Genomic DNA, 21,124 nt, shown 5'->3' with positions numbered 1-21,124 from the left:
TTGCTCATGACCGATTCGCTCACGCTCGAAGTGTCCGATCTCGTCGTCGATGTCCTGACCGGCATCTATTCGGAGGAGACGGGAAAGCCGCAGCCGCTTCGCATTTCGCTCGCCGTGCGGATGAAAGTGCCGGACCGGTTCGAGCCCGACACCCCGCTCGACGCGAGCAAGAATTACATGGACCTGAAATTCGCGGCGCGCGAAGCCCTGCCCGAAGGCGTGCATTTCAAGCTTATCGAGGCGGTGGCCGACCATATCTGCGAAACGCTTTTCCTTCAGGATGACCGGGTGGAGCAGGTCACGGTCAAGATCGTGAAACTCGCCATTGCCGAACATGACGAGAAGATCGGCATGACGCTCGTCCGCGACCGCCGGTAATGCGCGGGTTGGTCTATACCGCCGATCTTTCGGGTGCGGAGCCGCTTTCCGCCGCGGCGCGGTTTCACGACTACCATCTCCCGCATATCGAAAATGCGCTCAATACCACGGACGTGCTGACCATCCGTTTTTCCCATGCGGAGGAAAAGCCCCATCGCTGGCGGGTGGAGGCGATTGCCGCGCTGGCCCGGCGCCATGCTCCGCGCCGGGTGAACGGGGTCGCCCCGGCGGAGGAATTGGCGGATGAGGAGGCAATCGCGGCGACGATCGCCTTTGTCGACGGGAACGAAGGGATCACCGGGCAATTGATACTCGCAGGCTGAGCGCAAGCGCGCGTTTTGCCTTCGCGCGCCTCTTGTGACAGAACGGACCGCATGGCCAAGCCCGAACCGACGATCCGAAACGCCCCGCTGGTGGACCAGTTTCAACGGGCCATCACCTATCTGCGCCTGTCGGTGACCGACCGGTGCGATCTGCGGTGTCAGTATTGCATGCCCGAACGGATGCAGTTCCTGCCACGCAAGGAAGTGCTCAGCCTCGAGGAATTACACCGCGTGGCGCTGGGCTTCATCGACCGCGGCGTGCGCAAGATCCGGCTGACTGGCGGCGAACCGCTGGTGCGGCGGGACATGATGGAGCTGACCCGTGCGCTGGGGCGGCGGCTCGGCGACGGGCTCGACGAACTGACGCTCACGACCAATGCGACCCGGCTTGCCGAATTTGCGGACGGGCTGGCCGATGCGGGCGTGCGGCGGGTGAATGTTTCGCTCGATACGCTCGACCCGCGAAAATTCGCGGCGCTGTCGCGGCGGGACCGGCTCGACGACGTGTTGGCGGGCATTGCGGCGGCGAAACAGGCCGGGCTTCGGGTCAAGCTCAACACGGTCGCCTTGAAGGGTATCAACGAGGCGGAAATTCCCGACATCATCGCTTGGGCCCATGGAGAGGGGCACGATATTACGCTCATCGAGGTCATGCCGCTGGGCGAGGTGGATGGCGAACGGATCGACCATTACCTGCCGCTCACCGTGATACAGGACGAATTGAACCGGCGCTGGACCCTGCGCGAAAGCGGGCACCGCACCGGCGGTCCGGCGCGCTACTGGGACATTGCGGAGACGGGCGGGCGGCTCGGGCTTATCACGCCGCTGACGCAGAATTTCTGTGCCGGGTGCAACCGTGTGCGCGTGACCGCTACCGGGCAGCTCTACGCCTGTCTCGGCGGGCAGGAGCAGGTCGACCTGCGCGCCGCGGTCCGGTCCGACGATCCCGATCGCGCGCTTGACGACGCATTGAATCTGGCGATGGCGATCAAGCCGGAACGCCACCATTTCGCCATTCGCGAATCGGGTGAAGCGCCGGCGCTTGCCCGCCACATGTCGATGACCGGCGGTTGAGTTCATGCTGACACTGTTGTTCCTGGGCCGGCTCGAGGATGTGGCCGGCGGGCCTGAGCGGCACGTCGACGTCGCCGCGCCGGTCACGCTTTCGCAGATTTGCGCACAGTTTGACGCGGATCTCGCGGCGCAGATCAGCGATCCCACCACGAAGATCGCGTTGAACGGCGTCATCGTCGCCGGAGACGACTGGCGCGCGGGCGACGGGGACGAGCTTGCCTTCCTCCCACCCGTCAGCGGGGGATAGCCCGGTGCGCGATGTCCGGCTGATCGAGCGGGATTTCGATCCGTCCCGCGAGATGGCGCAATTTTCGGCGGCGCATGACGCGGCGGGCGGAATCGTCAGCTTCCTCGGCCAGGTTCGGCGCGAGGCCGGCGATGCCGCTGTCGACATGCTGGAGCTGCGGCATTTCGGGCCGTTGACCGTTCCGGGGATGGAGGCGCTTGCGGACCGCGCCCTTGCGCATTGGCCGCTGGCGGGGGTCATGGCCCTGCACCGCGTGGGGCAGATGCGGCCGGGCGACGCCATCGTGCTCGTCGCATGCGCCGCGCGCCATCGCCGCGATGCCTTTGCCGCGGCGGATTTCCTCATGGATCATCTCAAGAGTCGCGCGTGGTTCTGGAAACGCGAGCATACGGCGGCGGGCTGGCGCTGGATCGAGCCGCGCGACGAGGATCGCGCCGATCTCGCCCGGTGGGCGCATATCCCCTGAGGCGCATAATCTTCACGCTTTGATCCGGATCAAGGAATCGGGCCCGCCGCCGCGATAGATCATGCCCATCACGCAGGAGATGCACGATGAGCATGAAATTGAGCCGTCAGCTCGTAACCGAACGAGCCTTCGTCCATACCGAACTGCCCGCCGCGATCGCGTCCGTTGCGCTCGCCGAACATGGCGGCGCGCGCACGCATGTCGACCGCAGCTTCGAATTGCCGACCGGCCTCTACGCGGTCACCGTCGGGGCCTATCTCGCCTATCTCGCGGTGATGGGGCTGGGGCTGTCGGCACCGGGCCTCGCCATTCCGATGGCGATCTTCTTCCTGTTCGTCATCGCCGGTTTCGGCGTGCCGGCACTCTGGGTGCGGATGAAGCCGGACCATGGCGACCGTCCCCTCGACTGGGCCGCGTTCCGCCGCGACGGGATCATGACCATGACCGGGCGCATGGAGGCAGGAGCCGCAACGGTGCAGGTCGTCATCCTGCCGGTGCTGATCCTTGGCTGGGGCGTGGGCATCGTCACCATCCGCGCCATGGTCGGCTAGCCCGGCGGCGTACAGATCTCTCCCGACTGGCGCGGACCGGATCCTTCCGGTTCCGCGCCTTTTTTCATGCGCGCGGCGGGCCGAGCGCGTCGAGCGCGGCATCCTCTTCGGCGACGAGTGAAGCCACCATGTCGCGCGTGGCGACGATTCGCATCACATCGCGCGCCAGCTCCTGCGCCGCGCGTTCGGTGAGCAGCAGGTCGAGATCGGCCAGCGGCAGCATGGTCTGGCTCCGCGCCGATTCAAGGCTGGCGAGCGCGACCTGCGCATCGCCCCAGGCGTCGCTGCCGATGGGGGCGCGCGATCCTTCGCGGATGCGGCGGCGGGCGGCGGGCAACTGATCCACGAAACGCGCATGGGCCGCACGCGCCTGCGCGGCGAGAGCGTCGAGACGGGCCGGCAATTCGGGGGAAAGCGGCGCGGGCGGCGGCGGCGGGGTCGGTGCGCCGATCGCGCCCGCCCGTTCGATGGGCCGGCGTTCGAGCGAGGGATATTCCCCCGTATCCTTCGCACATCCGGCAAGGGAGGCGGCGGCGATCGAAAGGGCGAGCAGGGCGGGGCGAGGCTGTATCGACATGGGTTTCGTGCCATAGCATGTCCCGCCAGCGTGGGAAGCGTTCCGTCGGATCATGCGCGCTTTTCGCCCCCTTACGCGTTGACACGGGCGGCGATGTTGCGTATCGGGCGCCACTCAATCCGGCGGTGCGCACATGGCGGTGCCTATGCCGGTTCATTGCCCGTAGCGATTCTTTTGCCTGGGATGGGACCGATCGGTCGTATTCCGCGTAAGGATCGTGAAGGGCAGCAAGAAACGGATTTGACTAACATGTTCGCAATCGTGCGCACTGGCGGCAAGCAGTATCGCGTCGCCGAGGGAGACAAGATCGCTGTCGAGAAGCTGGCTGGCGAGGCCGGTGACACGATCACGCTGGGCGATGTCCTGCTGGCCGGCGAAGGTGCCGAGCTTTCGGATGCCGGCAAGGTGACCGTATCGGCGGAAATCATCGCGCAGGCGAAGTCGGAGAAGGTCGTCGTCTTTAAAAAGCGTCGCCGTCACAACTATCGCCGCAAGCAGGGCCACCGTCAGCAGATGACCCTCCTGCGCATCACCTCGGTCGGGAGCGGCGCCAAGAAGGCCGCGAAGAAGACCGACGACGCGGCCTGAGCCCGCGCCGCGAACCCGATAATTCGAAGGACAGTTCACCATGGCACATAAAAAAGCAGGCGGCTCTTCGCGGAACGGTCGCGATTCGGCTGGCCGCCGCCTCGGCGTCAAGAAGTTCGGCGGCGAGAACGTCATCGGCGGTAACATCATCGTGCGCCAGCGCGGTACGAAGTTCTATCCCGGCACCAATGTCGGCATCGGCAAGGACCACACGCTGTTCGCGCTGGGCGAAGGGCGCGTGCGTTTCCATGACGGCAAGCTCGGCCGCAAATACGTATCCGTCGACGTAATGGCAGAAGCTGCCGAATAACGACGGTCGTATATGGGCCGTCCCGACGGGGTGGCCCTTCCGGCGCATGACGCAGCCGGACGAAACAGGGGAGAGGGGCCACGGCTCCGTCTCCCTTTTTTCTTGGCTCTTCCCGAAATCCGCCTGGGGCAGCATTCCCGCTGCCACATGATTGCAATGCAGGGCGGCTATACATGCCCTGTATCCGGGAGAAGCGAAGTGTTCATCCGAAGCGAAACCCTGTTCCTGCGGCCCGCCTGGGTCGAGGATGCGCCGCGTCTGCACCATCTGAACGCGCCGGCGGCGTTCGACCTCCCGCACGGGCCGAACCCCGCGCACGATGCGGAGCGGCACGCGCTCGTCGTGACGATGCCGCATGCGGGCGCGCGGATCATCGGCGCGGCGACGCTGCGCGCGCATGGGGACGGGTGGAAAAAGGCGGCCTGGCTCGCCCCGGCCTATCGTAATCTCGGTCTCGATGCGGAGATCGAGGCGGCGCTCGCCAGCTTGGCGCAGGTGCTGCCCGCGCCGGACGGCGGGCAGCGTGCGATGCGTACGCCGGACCTTATCGCCGCCTAGGCCGCGGCGGTGTCGCCGGGCGCATGGGGGGCGATAGTGTCGGCCCCCGCGTCATAGTGTGCGAGCAGATGGCTGTCGTCGAGGTTCCAGGGGTGAAAGCCCGGCTTGAAATAGGATAGCCAGTCCGGGATCGCCTTGCGCAGGATGCCCGGCGAGATCAGCGCATGGCGCAGCACGCCGAGATGCGCGCGCGGGCCGGTGATGCCGTCCTGACGCAGCAGTTCGATCGCCCCGCGATATCGCCGCGACAGGAAATTCTTCGTCACCAGCAGCATCATCAGGGATTTCAGCTTGTAACGTTTCCACCGGCTCCAGTCGCGCGTGGCATGGGCATAGGTATCGTAGGCGACGCCCTTGTGCTCGATCTCCTCGACCGCGTGCCAGCGCCACAGATCGGCGGCATCGCCTTCGACTCCGCGCAGATGCCGCGGATCGGCGAGCAATTGATGGGCGAACATCGCCGTGAAATGTTCGAGCGCCATGGTCGCGGCGAGATTGAAAATCACGGGCCGCTGGCGCGCCTCGGCAAGATCCTCGTCCACCTGCCGTTCCAGGTCGGTGATGTCGTAACCTGCGTTCGTCACCGCCTTGTTGAAGGCGACGTGTTCGCGCGTGTGATTGACTTCCTGTGTCACGAAATCGCGGATTTGCGCGGCGAGTTCGGGCGGGGCGCCCTCGCGATGCGCCTTCACCGATTCGATGAAATACGCCTCGCCCTTGGGAAAGGTGATCGACAGCGAGTTGAACACGGCGGTCGCGAACGGGTCGCCCCCCGCCCACCAGCGCTGTGCTGGCTCGCCGCGCTTGAAACGGCGGTTACGAATCTGGATCGCGACGGGCGGCGCCAGGCCGGCGGGTGCGGTCGCTGTCAAATCGGGCGTGATGTTGCTATGGGCCATGACCAGAGAATGGGATGGACTTACATAGATGTCAATAAGGAAGCGCCTGAGCCCCGAAGACAGCCGCCGTGCCGCGCTCGATGCGGCGCGCGCGCTGCTGGTCGAAAGCGGGCCCCAGGCCGTCACGTTGAAGGCGGTCGCGGGGCGGATCGGGCGCACCCATTCCAACCTTCTCCACCATTTCGGGAGCGCGGCGGGCCTGCAGAAGGCACTGGCCGGCTATCTCGCGACGACGGTGTGCACGATCATTGCGGAGGCGATCGCCGCGCGCCGGGCCGGGCACGGGAGCGCGCGCGAGGTGGTCGATCTGGTCTTCGATGCGTTCGGGCGCGAGGGGGCGGGCGCGTTGGCGAGCTGGATGCTGCTTTCGGGGAACGAGGATGCGCTTGATCCCGTGTTCGAGGCGATTCACACGCTCGTCGACAATATCGCGCCGGGTGAGGATACGCGCCCCATCCGCGAGGCGACGATGATGCTCGTGCTGCTCGCGCTCGGCCAGGCGACGATGGGCGATGCGCTGGCGGCCTCGCTCGACCTGCCGAACGATGCAGCGCGCGACATGGCGGAGCGGCAATTGCTCGCCATGCTTCCCGAGGAGGCGATCGCCGGCGTTTAGGCCGTGTCGGCGTTGCCCGCCGCCAGCGCCTTCGCCATCCAGCGCGGCGCGACGTCCGCATCGATATCGTCGACCCGCCGGTGATCCACCGCAAGGCCGAGATCGTCATAGGCGATGCGCCGCCGCTTTTCGTCGGAAAGCTGTATCGGCACCACGGTCAGCCGCCGGTTCACCTTCTGCCGCCAGTTCATCCGGGCGGTGTTCTCCTGCCCGATATAGCAGCCCTTGTCGAAGCTCACCCCGTGCAGCTCGTCGGCATTGCATTCGAGCCAGAGCGTCTGATCATGGCCAAGCTCGGCCCGCCCCTCGGTCACGCCGAGCGACAGCCGATGTTCGCGATAGGCCGCATCGGCGCATGCCGCATCGCTTTCGTCGACAGGTTCGAGCCAGCGTTGACCGAGCGCGGACAGGCGCGGATCGTCCGCCCCGCCGTCGCCCGGATGCGCGTTCCAGTGGACCGTGACCTTCGGATCGACCGCGATGTCGATCTTGCGGCGCAGGCGATAGAGCGAGAGGCGCCGGATCAATTCGTCCGCATGCTCCGCCTCGCAATCGATCAGCATGTCCTGGCCCGAAAGCCAGACGAAGAAATCGAACAGCACCTTGCCCTGCGGCGAGAGCAGCGCAGCCCACACCGGGAGCGATTTCGTCACGTCGGTGGTAATCAGCCCCTGAAGAAAGCCGGCCGCGTCGTCGCCCGAAAGCCGGATGATGGCCCGTTCGCACAGGCGGGTGGCCAGCCCACGCATCGGCGCGGGGTCGGGCGAGCGGGAATCGTGGGGCATTTCGGTCCTTCCTTGCGGTCTCTTGTCCGATAGGGCGCGGCAGGTCTTGGCCAATGGGCCGGGGCCGTCTATCGCTATGGCATGAACGATACGCATGACACGCCCGAATGGTCCCTTAGCGGGGGAACCGTCCACACGCCATCTGGTCCCGTCGAACGCGATGTCGGCATTCGCGACGGAAAGATCGTGGGCATCGGCCATTTTCCCGGCGTGCGCAGCGTGGATTGCACAGGGCTCGACATCCTGCCCGGCGTCATCGACAGTCAGGTCCATTTTCGCGAACCGGGGCTGGAGCACAAGGAAGACCTCGAAACCGGGAGCCGCGCCGCGGTTCTGGGCGGAATCACCGCGATCTTTGAAATGCCCAACACCAATCCCAACACCGACACCGCCGAACGCATCACGGACAAGCTGTCGCGCGCGCATCATCGCATGTGGTGCGACCATGCGTTCTACATCGGGGCGACGGCCGACAACGCGGAGCATCTGGCCGAGCTGGAGCGGATGCGCGGCACGGCGGGGGTGAAGATCTTCATGGGTGCCTCCACCGGCAGCCTGCTGGTGTCGGACGACGACAATCTGGCCCGCGTGCTCAATTCCGGGGTGCGCCGCGTCGCCATCCATGCCGAGGACGAGGACCGCATGAACGCCCGCAAGGGGGAGCGTGTGCCGAACGATCCGTCCTCCCACCCGGTATGGCGCGACGATGAAAGCGCGATGATCGCCACCCGCCGCATCCTGCGCATCGCGCGCGAGGCGAATCGCCCGATCCACATCCTGCACGTGACCACCCCGGCGGAGCTGGCCGAGATCAGCAAGCATCGCGACATCGCCAGCTGCGAGGTCACGCCGCAACATCTCACGCTCGCGGCGGAGGATGCCTATCCCCGGCTCGGCACCCATGCGCAGATGAACCCCCCGATTCGCAGCGCCGCGCATCGCGACGGGCTGTGGCACTGGTTGCAGCAGGGCGTGCCCGATGTGCTCGGCTCCGACCATGCGCCGCACACGCTGGAGGAGAAGGCGAAATCCTATCCCGACGCGCCGTCGGGCATGCCGGGGGTGCAGACCCTGCTGCCGCTGATGCTGAACCATGTGGCGGAGGGGCGCATGACTCTCGACCGGCTGATCGACATGACCAGCGCGGGGGTGCAGCGGATCTTCGGCCTGGTCGGCAAGGGGCGCATCGCCGCCGGTTACGACGCCGATTTTACCGTGATCGACCGCAAGGGCTCCTTCACGATTACCGAGGAATGGCTCGCGTCGCGCTGCGGCTGGTCGCCGTTTACGGGCATGGAGCTGAAAGGGCGCGTCGTCGGCACGATCATCCGCGGGCACACCGCCATGTGGGATGGACAGCTCGGCCATAGTGCAAATGGCGAAGCGCTGCGATTTGCAGGCGCGCTCTAAGCCGCGCGGAAAGGCGCGCGGCTTCGGCCTCGCGGTTTTATACGGGCAGTTTTCTTTGGCGGGCGGCGCGGCGGGTGGCATTGCCGCGCTTCACGATGTCGGTGCAGAACAGCGCGATCGCCGTCCAGATGAAGACGAAGCAAACGAGCTGCGCAATCAGAAGCGGCTGATCGAACACGAACATGGCGAGCAGGAACACGATCGTCGGCGCAAGGAACTGCACGAAGCCGAGCGCGGAATAGCTCATCCGCCGCGCGGCGGTCGCGAACATCAGCAGGGGAAAGGTCGTCATCGCACCCGCACCCACCAGCAGCAGCGAGATCGACAGCGAATCGCCGAACTGCGCCGCGCCCGCAGGTGCAATCGCGACCGCGATTCCCGCCGGCACGGCGAGCAGGATCACCTCCACCGTCAAACCCGGCAGCGGCGCGATCGCCACCGTCTTGCGAATGAGGCCATAGGTCGAGAAGGAAAAGGCGAGCACGAGGCTGATCCACAAGGTTGCCTCCGCCTCCCATGCGAGGATCGCGATGCCCACCGCCGCCAGACCCACGGCGAGCCATTGCAGCCGGGTCAACCGTTCTTTCAGCACGACCGTGCCCAGCAGCACGTTCACCAGCGGATTGATGTAATAGCCAAGGCTCGCGGCATAGAACGCGCCGCTTTGCACCGCATAAATATAGACGAGCCAGTTTACACTCACCAACGCAGAGCTGCCGACCATCGCGATCAGCACGCGGCGGTCGCGCAAGGCGGCGAAGATCGCGCCCCACTGTCCTTTGAGGCTGAGCAGGATCGCGCATAGCGGAACCGTCCACAATATGCGCCAGCCGACCAGCGCCCAGGGGTTCACCGCATTGAGCAGGACAAGATAGAGGGGAAAGAACCCCCACATCGTATAGGCGCCGATGGCATGCGGCAGGCCGCTGCGAACCGGCGCGGGGGCGTCGCCGGTCATCGTGCAGTCATCTTCGACATGGCAGGTCGGTGGTGTGAAACGCGCGTCATGGCGCGGCGCTTAGGCATCGGCATCGCGATAGGCAAAGCCGAAACGTTAAAAACTTTTTAAAAATTGCATCTCCGTTCGTTTAACGTTCATAAAAGTTCAGATATTTATGAACGTGCCAAATGAGCAGTCGGAACCGGCAAGGCTATCCCGTCACTTGCCCGGAAGTCCGGAAAGAATGGAGAATCGCATGACCCGCATCGCAATGTTCCGCAATGTCGCACTGGCCGCCGCCATCCCGGCCGTCGCACTGTCCGCGCCCGCCGCGCAGGCCGCGACCTTCCCCACCCATGCGAGTGCCGAGGTCGTGAGCCAGTACGCATTGCCTGGCGCCGCCGACGAAGCCGTGCAGCACCGCAAGGACCGCCGCGACCGGTGGAACAATGGCCGTTTCGGTCGGTACGACGACCGCCGCTATGACGATCGCCGCTATGACGATCGCTATCGCAGCTATGGCGAGCCGGTGCGCCGCGATACCCGCGTGTGGCGCGGTGACGATGGCCGCGTGTATTGCCGCAAGGAAAACGGCACGACCGGCCTGCTGATCGGCGGCGCGGTCGGCGGGTTGATCGGCAACGAGATTGCAGGGCGCGGTGACCGCACGCTCGGCGCGATCCTGGGGGCCGCCGGCGGTGCGCTGCTCGGCCGCGAGATCGACCGCAGCAATTCGCGCTGCCGCTAATTACGATTTCATCGTTTCGGCCCTACGGGTCGGATGAGGAGACGCCGCGCCTTCCCCTTCGGGGCGCGGCGTCTTTTCGTGTGCGGCCTTAGTCCTTCAGCCCGACGGGAATCGCGGCCTCGGGGGTGTCGGCCTCGGTGCTGGTGACGGGATAGGAGCAGTAATCCGCCGCGTAATAGGCGCCGGGCCGATGATTGCCCGAAAGCCCGGTGCCGCCGAACGGCGCGGCGGAGGATGCGCCATTCGTCGGCTTGTTCCAGTTCACGATCCCCGCGCGCGACAATTGCCAGAACCGTTCGTAATCCGCCCGGCTCCCCCCGACCAGCGACGCCGAAAGCCCGTAGGCGGTGTCGTTCGCCGCATTGATCGCGGCATCGAGATCGGCGACGCGAATGATCTGCAGCAGCGGGCCGAACAATTCGTCGTCGGGCCGGTCGGCCACATCGGTCACATCGAGAATGGCGGGGGTCAGCATCGGCTTGCCCTCCGCCACCCGGCAGAGCGGACACACGACGCGCGCCCCCTTCGCCACCAGCGCATCATAGGCGGAGATCAGCCCGTCTGCGGCATGATTGTCGATGACCGGCCCCATGAAAGGCTGCGGCTCGTCAAACGGGGCGCCGACGATGATGCGGTCCACCATCGGCAGCAGCCGCTCCATCAATGCATCGTGCAGATCGTCCCGCACGATCAGCCGCCGCGCCGCGGTGCACCGCTGTCCCGCCGTGGTATAGGCCGATTGCACGATGATCGTCGCAGCCGCGTCGAGATCGTCGGTGTCCCAAACGATCAGCGGATTGTTGCCCCCCATTTCGAGCGCGGTGATGATGCCGGGCCGGTCGGCCAGCGCCTTGTTGATGGCGATGCCGGTGGTGGACGACCCGGTGAACAGCACCCCGTCGATGCGGGCATCGCCGGTAAGCGCGCGGCCTTCCTCCGCCCCGCCGGGCAGAAATTGCACGACATCGGTGGGCACGCCTGCGCGGTGATAATATTCGACGAGCCGCTGGCCCACCGCGGGAGTTTTTTCCGACGGTTTGAAGATCACGACATTCCCCGCGATCAACGCCGGCACGATATGGCCATTGGGCAGATGCGCCGGGAAATTATAGGGGCCGAGCACCGCCATCACGCCATGCGGTTTATGCCGCAGCGCGCCTGTCGCCGCCCCGTCCAGCGCGCGCGTGCCGGTGCGTTCCTCGTGCGCCTTTACCGAAATCTCGACCTTGGCGACGACGGCCGACACCTCGGTCTTCGCTTCCCAGAACGGCTTTCCCGTCTCGCGCGCGATGAGCATTGCGAAATCCTCCGCATCGTCGCGCACCTCATCGGCAAAGCGGCGCAGGATCGCGATCCGCGCATCGGTGCCCCGCGCGGCCCAATCGGGAAAGGCATTGCGCGCACGGGTCAGTGCCGCATCGACATCGCCGATGGCGATGCGGGCGATTTCTTCGTCGGTGGCGGGTTCGGTCGAAACGATGGGGGCGGTCACGTGCAATCCTCTTTTTATCGCAGGCCCGTTCGTCACGGGCGTAAACTGGTTTCAGGTGCATCCATATGGGCATGGCGCGCCGAATTGCACGCCCATCATTGCGGCTGTCCGGCGGGGCGGGGCGCATCGCCATGCGCATCGCCCATGCGGCGCACGGCCTCGACCTTTGCATGGAGAGGGGTCCAGTCGTCGTCCCGGTCGATCGCGGCCCAGATGGCCTCGACCTCCTCGATCAGCATGGATTGCGCCGTCTCCTCCGACCAGTAGGGGTGCGTATCGGTCACCCTGTCGGTTCCGGACAGCACCGCGGCAAAATCGGCGGCATCGGCGGGGAGCCTGTTCGTCCGCGCGGCGTGGAAGAACGCATCGGGCTGCATGCCGGTCGCGCGCATGGCCTTTTCGCCTTCGCTCACCAGTGCGGCGGCGGTGTCGTCATCGCAATCACGAACGCCGAGCCGCCAGGCAAACCGGCGCCGGACCGCGGCGGTGAACAATGCGGCATAGCGGTCGAGCGCGGCGATGAGTGGCTCCGCCTCGCATATGGGGCGCAGCGCGATGGCCAGCTGCGCACAGTTCCAGTGGAGCGCATCGCCCTGCCGCCCGAAGGCGTAAAGCCCCTCCCTGTCGAAATAGGCGGCGGTGAACGCAGCATCCCATTGCGGCAGGAAGCGCCACGGCCCGTAATCGAAACTTTCGCCCGACACATTCATGTTGTCGGTGTTGAGCACGCCATGCACGAAACCCGCCACGGCATAGGACGCGGCCTGATCCGCGAGTCGTTCGACGACGAGATGCACCAGTCGAACCGCCGGATCGTCGCGACCCGGTGCGTCCCCGGGCGGGGGCGGGCCGGGATAGTGGGTGAGCGCATATTCGGTGAGGGCGCGCAGATGGTCGTCCTCGCGCAGGAAGGCGAGCCGCTGGAAACTGCCGATGCGGATATGGCCGTGGCTGAGCCGCACCATTACCGCACTGCGCGTGGGCGAGGGTTCGTCGCCGCGTTCGAGACTCTCGCCCGTCTCGATCACCGAAAACGTGCGCGAGGTGTGGACGCCCAGCGCCTCCAGCATCTCGGTCGCGAGGATTTCGCGCACCGCGCCCTTGCACGTGAGTCGTCCGTCGCCGAACCGGCTATGGGGTGTCTGTCCCGATCCCTTCGTGCCAAGGTCCATCAACCGGCCGCCGCCGTCGCGCATCTGTCCAAACAGGAAGCCGCGCCCGTCGCCGATGTCCGGATTGTAATTGCGAAACTGATGCCCGTGATAGCGCAGCGCGAGCGGCGACGAGAGATTGTCGGCAAGCGATTCGAACCGCCCGAAATGCGCGATCCAGTCCGCGTCGGACATATCGGCAAGACCCACCTCCCGCGCCGCGCGGTCGTTACGGAAGCGCAGGGTATGCGCCGGAAATCTCGCCGCCTCGACCGGGTCGGCAATCCACGATGCGATGGACAGGATCGGCGTTTCGGGCCGATAGCGGGCTGTTTGCGGATCGCCTTGCATCACGCGATAGTGGGGACGTGCCCGCCATCGTGCAATTCTCTTTTGGAGAAAGGCACGCTAAACGCATGGCTGCCCATGGCCCCGCCCACGACGATCAGGATACGACTTTGACCGACACACCGCGCGACACACGCGAAACCCAGACCGACCCGGCGAGCGATGCGGGCAGGGCCGCGCCCTATATCGACAGGTTCTGGGAAAGCGATGACGGCCTGCAACTCCATTACCGCGATTACGAGGGGCCGGAGGGATCGGACGCGCTGCCTGCGCTGTGCATTCCGGGGCTGACCCGCAATGCGCGCGATTTCGAATCGCTTGCCGAAACGCTTGCGCAGGAGCGCCGCGTGCTCGTCGCCGAATTGCGCGGCCGGGGATTGAGCGAACAACCGCGCGATGCGGCGAGCTATACCCCCGTCACCTATGCGCAGGACATCGCCGGACTGTTCGCGCAGGAAGGCATCGCGCGTGCGGTATTCATCGGCACCTCGCTCGGCGGGATCGTGACCATGCTTTACGCGCTGAGCCACCCGGAGCAGGTCGCGGGCGCCGTGCTCAACGATATCGGCCCGGAGATCGAACAGGCCGGACTCGACCGCATCGCCGGATATGTCGGGCAGGGGCGCAATTATCCGACATGGATGCACGCGGCCCGCGCGTTGCAGGAAAGCCAGGGCGAATGCTATCCCGACTGGGGCCTCGACGAATGGCTGGCCCATGCGAAACGGTTGATGGTGATGGGCAATAACGGGCGGATCGGGTTCGATTACGATTCCCGCATCGCCGATGCTTTTGCCCGCGACGATGACCGGTCGGAGGATGACGCGCCGGCGCCCGTTTCGCTCTGGCCCGGATTCGACGCGCTTTCGGGGCGGCCCGTCCTCGTGCTGCGCGGGGAGAATTCGGACCTGCTTTCGCCCGCCACCGCCGCGAAGATGGCCGGGCGCGGGGCTGAGGTTGCGCTTGTCACCGTGCCGCGAACCGGCCATGCGCCCACGCTCGACGAACCGCAGTCGCGCGAGGCCATCGCCGCGCTGCTGCAACGAACGGGCTGATCCTGTCATGGCGAAGAAGAAGATCAAGGTGTTCAAGGTGCGCAAGCTGCTGCACCTCGGTATCGATGCCGATGCGATGGCATGGTCGGCGCGGCTGATCCGCGGCCTCCCGCCCAAGATGCAGAACCATTCGCCTTTCGCCGATGACGATACGGCGTCGAGGCTGCAGCTTTACCGCCCTGATTTCCCTGTGCTTTCGGGCGTTGCGGGGCTGGGCCGGCTGTCGCGGATGGCGCGGGCGATGCGCGGCTACGATCTCGTGGTGACGCATGGCGACCGGGCGTTGAACCCGGTGATGGCGCATACGTTTTTCGCAGGGCAGCTGGGCCTGCCGCCGCTGCTCCATCTGCACGACGGGGTGGCCGGGTTCGCCGGCGGGATGCTGCATGATTTTCGCCGACGCCTCGCCTTTGCCAGAACGCCCGCGATCGTGGTGCCGACCATGGACAGCGCGGCCGAATTCGCGCGTGCCTGGTCGCCCCCTGCGGGCAGTTTGCAGATCCTGCCTCCGCTGTTCCCGTCGGCACCGCGCGCGAAACCGCGTCCCGATGCGATGCCCCGGCTGGTAAAGCGGGGGGCGGAACGGTGGATCGCGGCGCGGGCATGCGATGTCGCACCGGTGGCCGATGCGGTGCTGGGGGCGCTGCCGCAAATGGCGGATCACTGGCGGCTGGTGCTGTTCGGGAGGCGCGAGGAAACGGCACCGCTCGTCGCGCGGGCGGAGGCCGATGCGATGCAGGACCGCGTGCTGACCACCGACAGGGTTACAGGGCCGTCCGATTTCGCTGGCCTTTACGACGTCGTCCTGTGCGCGTCGGACGGCGGGGTGCCGGTGGGCATGGCCGAGGCGATGGCGGCCGGTTCCGCGGTAATCGTGCGCGGGCCGCGTGCCTTGTCCGAACTGCTGCCGCCTGAAAGCCGGTTCGGCCTTGTCGGGGCAAAGGATGCCGACGGCCTGCGCGATGCGCTGTTCCGTATGGTCGCGGGCGACAATGCGGCGGAGGCAGGGGTGGCCAATGCGTCTTATGCCAAGGAACGCGCCGATCCCGCGGGGTATCACGCGCTGATCGCCGGGCTGCTCGACATCCCGCATCTCGATTGAGGGGCGCCGGGGAGGCGGTTTGCCCTTTCATCGCGGGTTCAGGGGCTAAGCGCTCTATGCAGGGGCCGGATGGGCGAGAGGGATTGGCGATTGAAAAGCCCTGTCGCGCCGCCTAGACCCCGCGCGAACCGACCGCATGAAAGGCAATGAACTTGGCGCTTCGCCCGAAAACCCCCGAAGACCGGCAGCAGGCCCTCGCCCGCCAAGAAAAGGCGCAGGAAGACGTGTTCCGCCGCGAGGTGGACGAAGCCGTGCGGCAGGACCGGATGCAGAGTGCGATGCGCCGCTACGGCGTGCCGGCGCTCATCGTCGCGGTCCTGGTGATTATCGGGCTGGGCGGCTATGTCTGGTGGCACGGGCGCCAAGTCGCGGAGGCGGAGGCCGATGCTGTCGAACTGACGCTCGCGATGGACCGCATCGATGCGAATCGGCTCGACGAGGCGAGCGAGCGGCTTGCCCCGTTGCTGGAGTCCGACATTGCGGGCTACCGCGCGCCTGCCCGCATGGCGGCGGCGGGCATCGCGCTTGAGCAGGGCGATGCGGCGGAGGCGACGCGGCTGTTCGATCTGGTCGCCGACGATGCCGATGCGCCCGAAGCCTTGCGCGATCTTGCGCGGCTAAGGGCGGTTTCGGCCAATTTCGACGCGATGGAACCGGCCGATGTGATCGCGCGGCTAGGCCCGATCGCGGCGCCCGGCAATCCGTTTTTCGGCAGCGCGGGCGAGCTGGTCGCCATGGCACAGATCAAGCAGGGCAACGAGGACGAGGCCGGCGCCATGTTCGCGCAGATCGCGCGTGAGGACGACGTGCCGCAATCGCTGCGCGCCCGTGCGCGACAGATGGCCGGCGTGCTGGGCACCGACGCGGTCGACGATCCGCAGCAGGTCGTCGAGGATATCATACAAGGCAGCGCCGCAAGGCCGCGGCCGTAAGAGGATCGGATGCAGGTTTTGAACACATATTTTCCGACATCGACCCGCCGGCGCGGCGCAGGTTTCCTGCGCGGTGCGGCGATGGCCGTGCTTGCCGTCTCGCTCGGCGCGTGCAGCGTTTTTGACAAGGGGGACCCCGAAACCACGCCGACGGTCGGCAATCGCACCCCGATCCTGTCCAAGATCGAGAGCGGCGCGAAGGTGGACCCGGCGCTGGCCAACGTGCCGGTCGTGCTCCCGGCGCAGCAGGTGAACGCCGAATGGGCGCAGGCGGGCGGGTCTGCCTCGAAAAGCTATGGCCATCTCGCGCTGTCCGCTTCGCCGAGCAGGGCCTGGTCGGTCGATATCGCCGGGGGCAATACGCGCCGCCGGCTGGCCGCGTCGCCGGTCATCGGCAATGGCATGATGTTCGTCTATGACACCGCGGGAACGGTGCAGGCGTTCGATGCGGACACCGGCGCGCGCCTGTGGCAGCATTCGCTCGAATCCGAAGGCGCGGGCAGCAATTCGCTGTTCGGCGGCGGGGTCAGCTATGGCGACGGGCGCGTCTATGCGACCACGGGCCTTGGCGAGGTTGCCGCGCTCGACGCGCAGACGGGGGCCGAAATCTGGCGCGTGAACCTGAACTCGCCGTTGCGCGGGGCGCCCACGCTCGCATTCGGCGAGGTGTTCGTGATGACGCAGGACAACCGCATCTATGCGCTGGATTCGCAGGACGGGTCTCAGAACTGGACCGAGGCGGGCTCTTCGGGTCAGTCGGGCGTGTTCGGCGTGGCGGCGCCCGCGGCGGGGCAGGGCACGGTGATCGCGGGCTATTCCTCCGGCGAGTTGATCGCCTATCGCTATGAAAACGGGCGCAACCTCTGGGCCGACGCGCTTTCGCGGACCAGCATTTCGACATCCGTCGGCACGCTGACCGACATTGACGCCGATCCGATCATCGATTCGGGCCGCGTCTATGCGCTGGGTCAGGGTGGGCGCATGGCGGCTTACGAGCTGGTTACCGGGCAGCGGATCTGGGAACTCAACCTCGCCGGGATTTCGACGCCTGCGGTTGCGGGCGACTGGATCTTCACGCTTACCGACGATGCGCGGATGCTGGCGATCAGCCGCGCGACCGGCAAGGTCCGCTGGATCGCGCAGCTTGCCCATTATCGCAAGCCGAAGAACAAGGAAGGCGAGATCTTCTGGTCCGGGCCGGTGCTTGCGGGGGAGCGGCTCTGGGTCGCGAATTCGCGCGGCGAGCTTTGGGCGGTGAATGCCGCCGGTGGCGAGGCGAACATGGTGGCGGAACTCAACGCCGGCGTATCGCTGGCCCCGGTGGTCGCGAACAATACGCTTTACGTGCTGGACGAAAGCGGGCGGATCACCGCCTTTCGCTAAGCCATGGTCCGCGTCCGGCTTGTGGCGCCGGACGCGCCATGATCAGAAGCTCTTCGCGCCGTAGATGCGCGACACGTCGCCGTTCCATTCGCCGTGATACAGGTCGAGGCATTTGTCGGCGAGCGTCTTGCCGCTGCGCACCACCTCGTCCAGCGGTTCGAGGAAGCCGGTTTCGTTGTCCCCGCTCGCATTGCGGCGGTCGCGCGCGGACAATCCGGCCCTCGCGATGGACAGCACCTCGCCCGCGATGTCGCGCAGCGTGCCGCCGCCCGGCAAGGGCGCGGTGAGCCCCATTTTCGGCACCGCGTCGCGCAGTTCCTCGCGCTCGGCCATGGTCCAGCCCTTGACCAGATCCCACGCCGCGGCGAGCGCGGTCCGGTCGTAAAGCAGCCCCACCCAAAGCGCCGGAAGCGCGCAGATGCGGTTCCACGGCCCCCCGTCGGCCCCCCGCATTTCGAGGAAGCTTTTCAGCCGCACCTCGGGAAAGGCGGTGGACATGTGGTCCTCCCAATCGGCGGCGGTCGGTTTTTCGCCGGGCAGGACGGACAGCTTGCCGTCGAGGAAATCGCGAAACGAATGGCCCGCCGCGTCGATATATTTCCCGTCGCGAAACACGAAATACATCGGCACGTCGAGCATGTAATCGGCATAGCGTTCGTACCCGAAGCCATCCTCGAACACGAAGGGTAGCATCCCGGTGCGGTGCGGATCGGTGTCGGACCAGATATGGCTGCGATAGGACAGGAACCCGTTCGGCTTGCCCTCCAGAAACGGCGAATTGGCGAACAATGCGGTCGCCAGCGGTTGGAGCGCGAGCCCGACGCGGAACTTGGCCACCATGTCGGCCTCGCTCTCGTAATCGAGGTTCACCTGTATCGTGCAGGTGCGCAGCATCATGTCGAGACCGAGATTGCCGACGCGCGGCATGTGGCGGCGCATGATGTCGTACCGCCCCTTCGGCATCATGGGGAGTTCCTCGCGCGTCTTGTCCGGCCACATGCCGGCGCCGAGGAAACCCACACCGAAACGCTCGCCGATCGCCTTCACCTGTTCGAGATGCCGCCCGGTTTCGGCGCAGGTTTCGTGCAGGTTTTCAAGCGGCGCGCCCGACAGTTCGAGCTGTCCCGCAGGTTCCAGGCTGACCGTGCCGTCGGGGCCGGACATGGCGATGACCTTGCCGTTCTCCTCCACCGGCGACCATCCGAATTCGGTAAGCCCTATGAGGATGTCGCGAATGCCGCCCGGCTCGTCATAGCTGGGCGCGTGGTGATCGCCGCGTTTGTACACCAGCTTTTCGTGTTCGGTGCCGATGCGCCAGTTTTCGGGTGGCTTTTCCCCGTCGGCCATCGGGCGGGTCAGGGCGTCGCGGCTCTCGATGACCGGCGCGGCTTGGGCAGAGGTTTTGCGCGTACTCATGCCCTGCGCGTTAGGACGCCGCGCCCCGCGATGCCAGCGCAATTTTATGGAACAGGCGTGTCCGCCGCCCAGTCGCCCGCAATCCCCATCCACAGCGCCGTCGCGGCAAAGGTCGCGGTTTCCCCGCGCAGGATACGGGGGCCGAGCGTGATCGCGCGCGCAGGCTCTACGGCCCGGATCGCATCGCGTTCGGCATCGTCGAAGCCGCCCTCCGGCCCGGTCAGCAGGGCGACGGTTCGCGGGCCGCGCGCAAATTCGGCCGCCGCCGCGGCTCCGCCCGTTTCATCCGCGAAATACAACGCCCGGTCATCGGCCCAGTCGCGCAGCAACGCGGCGAGCGGCACCGGCTCGCACAGTTCGGGCAGGGCGGTGCGCGCGCATTGTTCAGCCGCTTCGGTCACGATGGTACGCGCGCGATCAAGGTTGAGCGCATCGGCGACGCAGCGCCGTGTCACGACCGGCTGGATCCGCCGCACGCCCAGTTCCGTCGCCTTCTCCAGCACCTGATCGAATCGCGGTTTTTTCAGCAACGCCGCGCACAGCGTGAAATCCGGCACGGTTTCGCGGGGGCGCATGTGTTCGACGATTTCGGCGGTCACCGCGCGCTTGCCCACGTCGGTCACGCGGGCGGCCCATTCGCCGGTCGCATCGTCGCACAGCATCACCGCGTCGCCTGTCCCGACGCGCATCACGCGGGCGAGGTAATGCGCGGCATTGCCCTCGATCCGGATGTCCTTCCCCGGCGACAGGGGGTGGGGCACGAAAAGGCGGGGGGCGCTGCGCGGCGGCCAGGCGGGGGTTGCGGGCATGGGGCAAGCGTCTAGCCGCTTCGCTTCGCCGCGAAAAGACGCTAGCACGCTGCGCATGGATGTGACCGCAACGCCCGACACGCAATATCGCGGCCTCGTCGCCTGGCTCCCCGCGCCGGCGCGGCCCTACGCGCTCCTCGCCCGTTTCGATCGGCCGATCGGCTGGTGGCTGCTTTTCTGGCCCTGCGCGTGGGGGGTGTTGCTTGCGGGCGGGCTGGAACGCTGGCCGCTGCTGCTCTGGCTGCTGCTGGGGTCGATCGCGATGCGCGGGGCGGGCTGCGTGTGGAACGATTTTCTCGACCGCGATCTTGACCGGCAGGTTGCGCGCACCGCGACGCGCCCGCTCGCCAGCGGGGCGGTGTCCGCGACGCGGGCGCTGCTGTGGCTGGGGGCGCTGTGCATTGTCGGGTTGATCGTGCTGCTGCAATTGCGGTTGCAGGCACAGCTCGTCGCGCTGGCCAGCATTCTGCCGGTGGCCGCCTATCCGTTGATGAAGCGCATCACCTGGTGGCCGCAGGCGTGGCTCGGCATGGTGTTCAGCTGGGGGGCGCTGGTCGGCTGGGTCGAAATCGGCCTGCCGCAGTGGGGCGTGCTGGCTGCGCTATACGCCGGGGCGATCTGCTGGGTCATCGGCTATGACACGATCTACGCGCTGCAGGATATCGAGGATGACGCGCTCGTCGGCGTGCGGTCGAGCGCGCGGGCATTGGGCGGGCGGGTGCGCGGCGGGGTGGCGGGCTTCTACCTTGCGGCGATGGTGTTCTGGGCGGCGGCGTTCTGGTTGTTGCGGGAACATTGGCTGGCGCTTTTGGCGCTGTTGCCGATGGCGCTGCATTTTGTATGGCAGATCGGGACATTGCGGCCCGCCGATCCGGCCGATCCGCTCGCCAAGTTCCGCTCGAACCGGTTTGCCGGATTGCTGATGGCGCTGGCCTGTCTCGTCGCGGGCAATGCCGGGATGTGACG

General features: G+C 66.5%; 25 protein-coding genes. 17 read left to right on the top strand and 8 right to left on the bottom strand.

All coding sequences use genetic code 11. The annotated features are described in order from the left end of the window. The first annotated feature begins 6 nt into the window (after positions 1 to 6). The 6 genes from Q0897_RS04975 (at position 7) to Q0897_RS04950 (ending at position 3,039) form a co-directional block, all read left to right on the top strand. A complete protein-coding gene (locus Q0897_RS04975; protein ID WP_299307959.1) occupies positions 7 to 378 on the top strand; it encodes a dihydroneopterin aldolase in 372 nt (123 codons plus the stop codon). Then, complete coding sequence (locus tag Q0897_RS04970; RefSeq protein WP_299307957.1) at positions 378 to 701, top strand: Rossmann fold domain-containing protein; 324 nt, start codon at positions 378 to 380, stop codon at positions 699 to 701. Before Q0897_RS04975 ends, Q0897_RS04970 begins: the two co-directional genes overlap by 1 nt. A gap of 51 nt (positions 702 to 752) precedes the next feature. Further along, a complete protein-coding gene (moaA, locus tag Q0897_RS04965; RefSeq protein WP_299307956.1) occupies positions 753 to 1,775 on the top strand; it encodes a GTP 3',8-cyclase MoaA in 1,023 nt (340 codons plus the stop codon). Between the two features lie 4 nt (positions 1,776 to 1,779). Next, entirely contained in the window at positions 1,780 to 2,022 is a 243-nt protein-coding gene (locus Q0897_RS04960) for a MoaD/ThiS family protein (RefSeq protein ID WP_299307954.1), read from the top strand. 4 nt (positions 2,023 to 2,026) lie between these two features. Then, the gene (locus Q0897_RS04955; protein WP_299307953.1) at positions 2,027 to 2,488 is read left to right on the top strand and encodes a molybdenum cofactor biosynthesis protein MoaE; all 462 of its coding nucleotides are present in this window, start codon (positions 2,027 to 2,029) and stop codon (positions 2,486 to 2,488) included. Positions 2,489 to 2,574: 86 nt separating this feature from the next. Next, the gene (locus Q0897_RS04950) at positions 2,575 to 3,039 is read left to right on the top strand and encodes a hypothetical protein (protein WP_299307952.1); all 465 of its coding nucleotides are present in this window, start codon (positions 2,575 to 2,577) and stop codon (positions 3,037 to 3,039) included. 64 nt (positions 3,040 to 3,103) lie between these two features. Here Q0897_RS04950 and Q0897_RS04945 read toward each other — a convergent pair whose 3' ends face one another. Next, on the bottom strand, positions 3,104 to 3,616 hold the full coding sequence (locus tag Q0897_RS04945; RefSeq protein WP_299307951.1) for a hypothetical protein: 513 nt from the start codon (positions 3,614 to 3,616) through the stop codon (positions 3,104 to 3,106). Positions 3,617 to 3,799: 183 nt separating this feature from the next. Between Q0897_RS04945 and rplU the strand changes: the two genes are divergently transcribed. The 3 genes from rplU to Q0897_RS04930 all read left to right on the top strand — a co-directional run bounded on the left by rplU (position 3,800) and on the right by Q0897_RS04930 (position 5,072). Beyond that, positions 3,800 to 4,204 (top strand): 50S ribosomal protein L21, encoded by a 405-nt coding sequence (gene rplU, locus Q0897_RS04940; protein ID WP_299307950.1) that lies wholly within the window; start codon positions 3,800 to 3,802, stop codon positions 4,202 to 4,204. A 40-nt stretch (positions 4,205 to 4,244) separates the two neighbouring features. Then, positions 4,245 to 4,514, top strand: a complete 270-nt coding sequence (rpmA, locus tag Q0897_RS04935) for a 50S ribosomal protein L27 (RefSeq protein ID WP_239804691.1) — start codon at positions 4,245 to 4,247, stop codon at positions 4,512 to 4,514. A gap of 198 nt (positions 4,515 to 4,712) precedes the next feature. Next, positions 4,713 to 5,072, top strand: a complete 360-nt coding sequence (locus Q0897_RS04930) for a hypothetical protein (protein ID WP_299307947.1) — start codon at positions 4,713 to 4,715, stop codon at positions 5,070 to 5,072. On the opposite strand, the gene Q0897_RS04925 is transcribed toward Q0897_RS04930, so the two are convergent. Continuing rightward, positions 5,069 to 5,971 carry a metal-dependent hydrolase gene (locus Q0897_RS04925; protein WP_299307946.1) on the bottom strand — a complete coding sequence of 301 codons (903 nt, stop codon included), beginning with the start codon at positions 5,969 to 5,971 and terminating at the stop codon, positions 5,069 to 5,071. The genes Q0897_RS04930 and Q0897_RS04925 overlap by 4 nt on opposite strands. 28 nt (positions 5,972 to 5,999) lie before the next feature. Here Q0897_RS04925 and Q0897_RS04920 point away from each other — a divergent pair, with 28 nt between their 5' ends. Further along, entirely contained in the window at positions 6,000 to 6,587 is a 588-nt protein-coding gene (locus tag Q0897_RS04920) for a TetR family transcriptional regulator (protein WP_299307944.1), read from the top strand. Here Q0897_RS04920 and Q0897_RS04915 read toward each other — a convergent pair. Further along, the gene (locus tag Q0897_RS04915) at positions 6,584 to 7,372 is read right to left on the bottom strand and encodes a folate-binding protein (RefSeq protein ID WP_299307943.1); all 789 of its coding nucleotides are present in this window, start codon (positions 7,370 to 7,372) and stop codon (positions 6,584 to 6,586) included. The genes Q0897_RS04920 and Q0897_RS04915 overlap by 4 nt on opposite strands. An 81-nt stretch (positions 7,373 to 7,453) precedes the next feature. Here Q0897_RS04915 and Q0897_RS04910 point away from each other — a divergent pair, with 81 nt between their 5' ends. Further along, positions 7,454 to 8,782, top strand: a complete 1,329-nt coding sequence (locus Q0897_RS04910; RefSeq protein ID WP_299307941.1) for a dihydroorotase — start codon at positions 7,454 to 7,456, stop codon at positions 8,780 to 8,782. A 37-nt stretch (positions 8,783 to 8,819) separates the two neighbouring features. Here Q0897_RS04910 and rarD read toward each other — a convergent pair whose 3' ends face one another. Next, entirely contained in the window at positions 8,820 to 9,740 is a 921-nt protein-coding gene (gene rarD / locus Q0897_RS04905; RefSeq protein ID WP_299307940.1) for an EamA family transporter RarD, read from the bottom strand. 238 nt (positions 9,741 to 9,978) lie between these two features. Between rarD and Q0897_RS04900 the strand changes: the two genes are divergently transcribed. Next, positions 9,979 to 10,470, top strand: a complete 492-nt coding sequence (locus Q0897_RS04900; protein ID WP_202085539.1) for a glycine zipper 2TM domain-containing protein — start codon at positions 9,979 to 9,981, stop codon at positions 10,468 to 10,470. An 88-nt stretch (positions 10,471 to 10,558) separates the two neighbouring features. Here the strand turns inward: Q0897_RS04900 and astD are convergent, their stop codons facing one another. Both astD and Q0897_RS04890 read right to left on the bottom strand, forming a co-directional pair. Further along, positions 10,559 to 11,962: a succinylglutamate-semialdehyde dehydrogenase gene (gene astD, locus Q0897_RS04895; protein ID WP_299307938.1), complete on the bottom strand. Its 1,404-nt coding sequence runs from the start codon at positions 11,960 to 11,962 to the stop codon at positions 10,559 to 10,561. A gap of 95 nt (positions 11,963 to 12,057) precedes the next feature. After that, positions 12,058 to 13,464: a protein adenylyltransferase SelO family protein gene (locus Q0897_RS04890; RefSeq protein ID WP_299307936.1), complete on the bottom strand. Its 1,407-nt coding sequence runs from the start codon at positions 13,462 to 13,464 to the stop codon at positions 12,058 to 12,060. A gap of 65 nt (positions 13,465 to 13,529) precedes the next feature. Here Q0897_RS04890 and Q0897_RS04885 point away from each other — a divergent pair, with 65 nt between their 5' ends. The 4 genes from Q0897_RS04885 (at position 13,530) to Q0897_RS04870 (ending at position 17,933) form a co-directional block, all read left to right on the top strand. Beyond that, the gene (locus Q0897_RS04885; RefSeq protein ID WP_299307934.1) at positions 13,530 to 14,516 is read left to right on the top strand and encodes an alpha/beta hydrolase; all 987 of its coding nucleotides are present in this window, start codon (positions 13,530 to 13,532) and stop codon (positions 14,514 to 14,516) included. A gap of 7 nt (positions 14,517 to 14,523) precedes the next feature. Further along, on the top strand, positions 14,524 to 15,618 hold the full coding sequence (locus tag Q0897_RS04880; RefSeq protein WP_299307932.1) for a glycosyltransferase: 1,095 nt from the start codon (positions 14,524 to 14,526) through the stop codon (positions 15,616 to 15,618). 152 nt (positions 15,619 to 15,770) lie between these two features. Next, on the top strand, positions 15,771 to 16,550 hold the full coding sequence (locus Q0897_RS04875) for a tetratricopeptide repeat protein (protein ID WP_299307930.1): 780 nt from the start codon (positions 15,771 to 15,773) through the stop codon (positions 16,548 to 16,550). An 81-nt stretch (positions 16,551 to 16,631) separates the two neighbouring features. Continuing rightward, positions 16,632 to 17,933, top strand: a complete 1,302-nt coding sequence (locus Q0897_RS04870) for a PQQ-binding-like beta-propeller repeat protein (RefSeq protein ID WP_299308163.1) — start codon at positions 16,632 to 16,634, stop codon at positions 17,931 to 17,933. Positions 17,934 to 17,975: 42 nt separating this feature from the next. Here Q0897_RS04870 and Q0897_RS04865 read toward each other — a convergent pair whose 3' ends face one another. Both Q0897_RS04865 and Q0897_RS04860 read right to left on the bottom strand, forming a co-directional pair. Then, on the bottom strand, positions 17,976 to 19,349 hold the full coding sequence (locus Q0897_RS04865) for a glutamate--cysteine ligase (protein ID WP_299307928.1): 1,374 nt from the start codon (positions 19,347 to 19,349) through the stop codon (positions 17,976 to 17,978). 44 nt (positions 19,350 to 19,393) lie between these two features. After that, positions 19,394 to 20,158: a 16S rRNA (uracil(1498)-N(3))-methyltransferase gene (locus Q0897_RS04860; protein ID WP_299307927.1), complete on the bottom strand. Its 765-nt coding sequence runs from the start codon at positions 20,156 to 20,158 to the stop codon at positions 19,394 to 19,396. Between the two features lie 55 nt (positions 20,159 to 20,213). Between Q0897_RS04860 and ubiA the strand changes: the two genes are divergently transcribed. Next, on the top strand, positions 20,214 to 21,122 hold the full coding sequence (gene ubiA, locus Q0897_RS04855) for a 4-hydroxybenzoate octaprenyltransferase (RefSeq protein WP_299307925.1): 909 nt from the start codon (positions 20,214 to 20,216) through the stop codon (positions 21,120 to 21,122). Positions 21,123 to 21,124 lie beyond the last annotated feature (2 nt).

The organism is uncultured Croceicoccus sp., assembly GCF_947496385.1.
Lineage (GTDB): Bacteria > Pseudomonadota > Alphaproteobacteria > Sphingomonadales > Sphingomonadaceae > Croceicoccus.
Note: the sequence above shows the minus strand (reverse complement) of the source record. Positions and strands in the feature narration are given on the sequence as shown.